Origin of the sequence: Anabaenopsis elenkinii CCIBt3563, assembly GCF_015245355.1 — a bacterium.
GTDB lineage: Bacteria > Cyanobacteriota > Cyanobacteriia > Cyanobacteriales > Nostocaceae > Anabaenopsis > Anabaenopsis elenkinii.
Genome location: NZ_CP063311.1, coordinates 298,028 through 305,608, shown reverse-complemented (window position 1 = coordinate 305,608; position 7,581 = coordinate 298,028). Strand labels below are relative to the sequence as shown.

The window sequence follows — 7,581 nt, the reverse complement described above, 5'->3', positions numbered from 1 at the left end:
AGCGATCGCATATGTCAACCTCTGCAATTGCGGTTAGAAGCAGAAGGGGAACTGTTACGGTTCTATCGTTTAGATACGGGAGCTAAGTTACTCATACCTACAGAATTAGCAGATTTAGCGGAACAAGAACGCCTACGGGCCGAACAAGAACGCCTACGGGCTGATAGACTCGAAAAGTATCTGAGATCCCAAGGCATAGACCCGGATAGTTTATTCGGACATGATATTATTCCACCCTAGGTAAACTTGGAGCCTTTACACCTATAAATATATCAAAACCACCCATGAGACGGGATTCTATTTTTTACAAACTATTTAAGCAATTTCCCGGTTTATTGTTTGAACTAGTGGAACCACCCCCAGGAGCTACTAATTATCAGTTTGAGTCTGTGGAAGTCAAAGAAACTTCCTTCCGCATTGATGGGGTATTTTTACCCCCGGATGATGCAGATTCTCAAGTATAGCAACCGCCAAGGTGGTTAGGACACAAACAGAAGATAAAACCATTGAAATTCAAGCGTTTCAAGGCTTCCCCCTGCCCCCTGCCCCCTGCCCCCTGCTATAGTATTTTTGGCGGAGGTACAGTTTCAAAAAGATGAAGATTTGTATTTTCGGTTTTTTTCGGAATTATCTCTGTTTTTATACCGTCACTCGATTCGTTATGATGACTGGGTAGGGGTGATTATTTTTGGCTCTCGGAATTTAGAACCTAGTAATTTAAACATTCATCGTTCCCTACTGTTGGGAGGACAAGTACACCGAATCTATTTAGATGAGTTGGGGGATGTGGAGGAACAAAGTTTGGGCTTAGGGTTGATGTTGCTGACTGTGAAGGAAGGAACAGAAGCTATAGACACCGCCAGGTTTTTACTCACACAAGCACAGCAAGAGTCACAAACAGCCATAATAGATTTAGTGACGACAATTATTATTTACAAGTTTACAAACTTAAGTAGAGAGGAAATTGTCTCTATGTTGGGATTGGATTTAGTGGAACCTAGAGCTATACGGGAAGCTAAGGAAGAGGGTCTGGAAGAAGGTCTGGAACAGGGTCGCACACAAGGTCTGGAACAGGGTCGCACACAGGAAGCTTTATCTTTGGTGATGCGGTTATTAAATCGTCGTTTGGGTGAGGTTTCCCCCCAGTGTGGATCACAGATACAGGGGTTATCTTTATCACAGATTGAGGCTTTGGGTGAGGACTTGCTGGACTTTACCACTGTGGCTGATTTGCAAATATGGTTACAGTCTCATCTGTAGTTTATTATTAGTCAGATACCCGATTTCTAACAGAAGTCGGGTATGTTAAGCATTATAATCAGAAAACGCTATTAGTAATCAGTCATGAGTAAGGATTAATGAGTGGGAATTATGGGACACCCAGGGAAGCTGAGGAGTATACTGCCAATAAATCAGCAGTTCAGGGCTAAGTTGGATTTACTCAGAACCCTAGTCAGACGAGATTTAGAAGCCCGGTATAAGGGGTCAATCCTGGGGAATTTGTGGCCATTGGTAAATCAGCTTTCACAGTTGCTAATTTATACTTACGTATTTTCCATTGTTTTGAGGGTCAAGTTAAGCCTCACTAGCCTTCCGGAAAATAATTTTACCTTTGGATTGTGGTTATTTGCGGGGTTGCTTCCCTGGATTGCTTTTTCTGGGGGACTCATCCAGTCTGCTGGTTGCGTGGTAGGACAGCCAAATTTAGTTAAGAAGGTAGTCTTTCCCCTGGCTTTGTTACCCTTGGTACCAATTTTATCTACTTTCATTGAAAGTTCTTTTGGTTTGATGGCGTTGATTGTGTTTGTAGCTGTCCAAACTCATACTTTACATACTACCCTGGCGCTGTTACCCTTAGTTTGGTTAACCCAATTACTGCTAACTACTGGTTTGGGTTATTTAGCAGCGGGTCTAACGGTTTTTTTGCGTGATGTTCCCCAAACCCTGGGGGTAGTTTTAAATATGTGGTTGTATTTAACACCAATTATTTATCCCGCTACTTCAATTCCCGAAGGGTGGCGCAATTGGGTATTTTGGCTAAATCCCCTCACGTCCATCGCGGAGGTATATCGTGATTTAATTTTGGTGGGAAAGGTGCAACATTGGGGAGAATGGGGGGTTGCTAGTTTAGTCGCCTTGATTATATTTGGTTTTGGATTTACCGTTTATAAAAAGCTGCGTCCGGCTTTTGCTGATGTCCTGTAGCAAAGTTTTTACCAATTAATTAGGATGGTATGGGTGAGGAAATTGCCATTTCACTAAAGAACATCTCCAAGTCTTACAAGCGTTATCCTCGTCCAGTAGATAAGCTTAAGGAAATTCTACTACCTAATAAAAACTACGCCCAGGAATTTTGGGCGCTCCGGGATATAAATTTACAGGTTCCCCGGGGGGAAACTTTAGGAATTATTGGTCAAAATGGTTCTGGTAAAAGCACACTCTTACAAATTATCGCCGGAACCCTCACCCCCACTACAGGTGAAGTGTTTGTCAATGGTAGGGTATCCGCCCTCCTAGAACTAGGTAGCGGGTTTAACCCAGAGTTTACTGGGAGACAGAACGTATTTTTTAATGGTCAAATTTTAGGCTTAAGTCGAGAAGAAATAGCAGCGAAGTTTGATGACATAGCAGCTTTTGCGGAAATTGGAGATTTTATTGAGCATCCTGTGAAGACTTATTCTAGTGGGATGGTGGTGAGGTTAGCTTTTGCGGTAGTCGCTCATACACAACCGAGTATTTTGATAGTAGATGAAGCTTTAGCTGTGGGGGATGCAAAGTTTCAAGCTCGCTGTATGAAGCGAATTCGTCACCTCAAAGAACAGGGCGTAACTATATTATTTGTTTCCCATGATGCCAGTAGTGTGAAAATGTTATGTCATAGCGCTATATTGATGAATTGTGGCAGAATGCTAGAAATAGGTACTCCTAATGATGTGGTTAACCATTATATTGCTTTATTAAGCGCAGATGATCAACCGGCAGTTGAAACCAGAATCACCCAGAGCGCCCAATTAGTTGACCAGCCTGATCATATCAGTCAAAATAATCATCATGATGGTGTAAGTAGGCATGGTAATCAGCTAGCAGTAATTCAAGAGGTAACTATTCTGGATTACCAGGGTGAAGCAGTTACCAAACTAGAGACGGGTAAGAGTTTTGAAATTAGTATATTAATCCTAGCTCAAGGGGAACTTTCTGATTTAGTTGTTGGTATATCTTTAAGAAATCTCATGGGGTTGGTAATTTATGGTACTAACACCCACTTACAGCAGATTAAATTACCGGATATTCAAGAAAATCAACAATTGCAAGTTGTGTTTCAAGTTCCCTGCTTGATGAATAGGGGAGTTTATACGATTACTGTGGGTATACATTCCGAAACAGGGGTAAGTTATGACTGGGTGGATGAACTGCTAGTTTTTGAAGTCCATAACGGTAGTTCCTGTGATGGCTTGATAGATTTACAATCTTGTATTAGGTTCAATCTTTGCCAAAACCCTGTGGAACTAGGAAAGAAAGAATAGTTACAGGTCTCAAATATTGTTTTACCCCTCCCTCACCCTCCCCTGGGGGAGGGAAATATCATGAGAATTATGGCTGAAAACTGATCAAACAACCTCTCATCTCATCCTTTTTGATTACCTCTAGAGGTAATCAAGAAGGATTTTCATTTTTTCATGGGGTAAATTATGACTAGGAGTATTAAAAAATCTATCTAAAGATAGATGACAAATGAGAAAAAATAAGATCCTACACCTTTACTCAGAAAAACATTAATATCTAATATCCATATTTTACCTAGGTTTCGGGGATTTTTCATCCCGATCCATGGACATAGGTACTAAATCACAAGTATTCAATCAATATCAGTCTTTAGATGGATGACAAGAACAAACAAAAGTTTGAATATCTATCTTTAGATGGATGACAAACAAAACCAAAATGTTGGATCATATGTCTTGGCATTATATTATACTTTCGCCCAAATAATGCTTTGGTATGGTTTAACAACATAAGCTGTATGTAGGGGAACTTACATTAGAGTGTCTCTTTTTACTGGTGTGATGTTGCGTAGTATCCAACTTCAAAGGAGTGAAAATCCCAAGTTATGACAGTCGAAAATATCAATAACATCCAAAGCCTCTATGTTGCCCTCCTTGGTAGAGGAGCAGAACGAGAAGCTTTTGCATTTTGGACGAGGCGGTTAAATCTCGGTCTGTCTCCTCTCACAACCTTCGCCACAGAACTGACTAATTCACCAGCAGTACAAGCAAGAATTGCTAGTTTTACCCCTGGTGAATTTATTGAGTTTATCTACAGCAACGCCTTTGGTCGGGTAGCAGATTCAGGTGGTAAAGCTTTTTGGGTCGGGAGGTTAGGCGCATCACCCACCGTAGATACACGAGCTCAAGTAGTCCGTGATATTATTGCTTCAGCAGGACCTGCTGATAGAGAAGTTTTAAATCGTCGAGTTGAAACTGCTAAGAATGAGACCCATCGCTCACTTGTGCAATCCCTTTATGTAACATTGCTGGGTAGAGCCGCAGATGCGGGGGGTCAAGCTTTTTGGGTTTCTCAGCTGAATGAAGGTAAATCTATCGCTGATATCACCGCCAGTATTATCGGTTCCCAAGAGGCGCAAGAAAAATATACCGGGTTGATTAACCGTGAATTTGTGGAGTTAATCTACAGTAATGCTTTCGGACGCGCTACAGACGAGGGAGGTAGGAATTTTTGGGTTGAAAGAATCAACAATTCCTCCAGAGCGGAAGTTGTTCTAGAAATATTAGAGGCTGCTGGTGCCGATAGTCGAGATCGGGAGGTTTTGAACAATAAGGTAGTCGTTGCTCAAGGTCTGACTGATAACTTCCAAACACCCTTTACCCTGACCACCAGCCCTAATGAAAATCTTGTAGGTACTAGTGGTAATGACGTGTTCATTGGGGACAATGGGAACCAATTTTTCGCCACTGTTCAAGTAGGGGACAGGATTGATGGTGGACCTGGTGGTACAGATACTTTCAAGTATTATAACGCTGATCGCGTTTTGCCCACTCTCCGAGGTGTTGAAAACGTTGAATTAATCAACGCTCGAGGCGAAAATATTGACTTTAGCCCTGCGGCTGGTTCAGGTCTGGAAAAAGTCACTGTCAAGTTTAATCCTCAAGGCAATTTGACCGTCGCCGGACTACGGGATATTGAACTTGATATTGATAATGTCGTCACCAATCGTCGTATCACTGGTAACTTTGGTAATGGAACGGTTGCGGCTGTTTCCATGACTGATTCTTCCACACAACTGGAAATACAAGGTAATCGGGTCGAGACTGTTAACCTGAGGTCGGAAAGTGAATTTGAGGATGGGGTGAACAGAATTACGACCCTTCCTGTATTTGGTCCTCTACTACCAAACGGAGAAAACACATCTGTCAGAAACATCAATATTAGCGGGGATGCAAGGCTAGAAGTTACCAGCGAAATTACCTTAAACCGCACTGCACAGACAACTGTTAATGCCTCAGCTAACAGTGGCGGTGTAGAATTAACCTTTAATAACGGTAGGGTTAACTTCACAGGTAGTTCCGGTGATGACACTATTGGGTTTGTGCTTGCTAACTTTGATACTCAGGACAGAGTTAATGGTGGTAATGGTACAGATACATTAGTATTGAGAAGTGATGCTGCTGTTGTTATGAACAACACCAACGCTCCTTTACTCAATGCTGTTAACGCGGCTCAGAGTATTGAAATCTTGCGCTTGCAGGGAAATCCGGGTGGTAACGTACCTACTGTTACAGTAGACGCTAGCAGAATTACTGCTGTTAACAGATATGAGTTTGCCGCTAACACGGTCAACCTCAGCAATGCTGCTGCTAATGATAGGTTCACCCTAGATGGTACAGGGACATTAAACCTCCGAGGAGCAGCACAAGCAAGTGTTGATTTGACCTTAGAAAACTCACCTGCAACTCTGAATTTAACCTCTGACAGATTTAATAATGCTACTGTTGCCGGTAGAAATGTTATTACCAGACTAGTATCTGATGTTGATGGATTAAGAATTAACGTTTTAACAAGTCCAACAGGGGCTGATGCTCTGGGAACTCAAGAGAGAGCTTTAACCATCAGGGGAATTGAGCTTCCAGAAGATGCTGAAGACGGTGTTACTATTGATGCTAGAAACTTCACTGCGGACTTGAATGCCACTGGTACCGCCTTAGATGACACATTCATATTCAATGCAGGGCGATTCTTTGGGCGCAACGGAACTTTCCAAGGTGGCGACGGAACAGATACTTTAGAACTTAGACAAGGTGCAGCTCTTAACATTCTGGCTGATTTGACACCTACAGGTAATGCTCAACTACCCACTAATGTTGCTGTCATCAATAACCGTGCTCAAGGTATTGAAATCCTGCGCTTGAATGGAACCACATTGACCGCAGATGCTGGGCAAATCACCGGTATTAACCGCTTTGAATTTGTAACTCCAACAGCTCCAGCAGGTGATGTTACCCTCAGAGGTGCTGATCAAAATGATCGAATTAGCTTAGATAATATAGGGGAATTAACCCTTGAAGGAGCACAGCAACGGGTTAACTTAACCTTAGATCAAAACATCCGAAATCTGACTTTAGTCTCTGACCGGAATAATAATACCAGTGTAAGCACCACTCCCAATCGAATTGATACCCTAGAATATGGTAACGAGGGGTTAATTATCAATGTTATCGGATCAGGAAGGGCGGCAGATGGAGTTGGAGATGGAAATCAGGACAGAAACCTGATCATAGCAGCCCCCACACTGCCAGAAAATGCTCGCCAAGGTATCACAATTAATGGGTCTGGTGTTGATCCGTTAACTGGTGCTGCTGTTGGACCCGCCTATACTGGACAGTTAACAGTTACTGGTACTGCTCTTAATGACACCTTAACAGGTGGTGATGGTAATGACACTTTCAGAAGTAGCGCTGGTGCCGATACTTTAACAGGTGGTGGTGGTAATGACACCTTCATTTATACATCTGCTGCTCACTCGAACAGAGTAACTTTTGATATTATTACCGACTTTACGGTAGCAATCCCGGGAGTAGGAGGAGCTGCAGCAACACGACAAGACCAGATTAACCTGAGAGCATTAAACTTTACTGCAGATGACTTTGCAGGACTAGTTACCCCTGCGGGTGCGAATGTGGCGGATGCTGCAAATAATGCAGCCACTCTCATAGGTGCTGATAGGTTTGGTTACTTTCAGTTGGGAGGTAACACTTTCATCCTGGCTACTAATCAAACACCTGATCTCACAGATGATTTATTCATTCGACTCAATGGTCCCTTGGCTCTAAGTACAGCAGATTTCATTCTTGCTGGGTAGATGAATAGGAACATACCTTTTTCATAAGTTTTTCTAGGGCATAATCAACTTATGCCTTTTTTTTGTCAGAACAGCGATCGCCTATAGTCAAGGTCCCCCGCAGCCAGGGGTTAGAAACCCCTGTCTGAAAGCTGAAGTCGGATAAATCCGACTGAGTGTTAATTTTCACAGGGAAAATAGGGTAAAAAATCATTGCCCATAGTCAA

General features: G+C 42.5%; 4 protein-coding genes and 2 pseudogenes. All 6 read left to right on the top strand.

The genetic code is table 11. From position 1 onward, the window contains the following. Positions 1-240: pseudogene (locus IM676_RS01390) on the top strand (hypothetical protein); the annotation flags it as partial. Positions 241-284: 44 nt separating this feature from the next. Next, positions 285-455 (top strand): annotated as a pseudogene (locus IM676_RS19670) (DUF2887 domain-containing protein); the annotation flags it as partial. Positions 456-570: 115 nt separating this feature from the next. Further along, positions 571-1,260 carry a DUF2887 domain-containing protein gene (locus tag IM676_RS01385; RefSeq protein ID WP_225880426.1) on the top strand — a complete coding sequence of 230 codons (690 nt, stop codon included), beginning with the start codon at positions 571-573 and terminating at the stop codon, positions 1,258-1,260. A gap of 111 nt (positions 1,261-1,371) precedes the next feature. Beyond that, positions 1,372-2,205, top strand: a complete 834-nt coding sequence (locus IM676_RS01380) for an ABC transporter permease (RefSeq protein WP_200987375.1) — start codon at positions 1,372-1,374, stop codon at positions 2,203-2,205. Between the two features lie 29 nt (positions 2,206-2,234). Further along, on the top strand, positions 2,235-3,524 hold the full coding sequence (locus tag IM676_RS01375; protein ID WP_200987374.1) for an ABC transporter ATP-binding protein: 1,290 nt from the start codon (positions 2,235-2,237) through the stop codon (positions 3,522-3,524). 584 nt (positions 3,525-4,108) lie between these two features. Beyond that, positions 4,109-7,375: a DUF4214 domain-containing protein gene (locus IM676_RS01370; protein WP_200987373.1), complete on the top strand. Its 3,267-nt coding sequence runs from the start codon at positions 4,109-4,111 to the stop codon at positions 7,373-7,375. Positions 7,376-7,581: the final 206 nt, after the last annotated feature.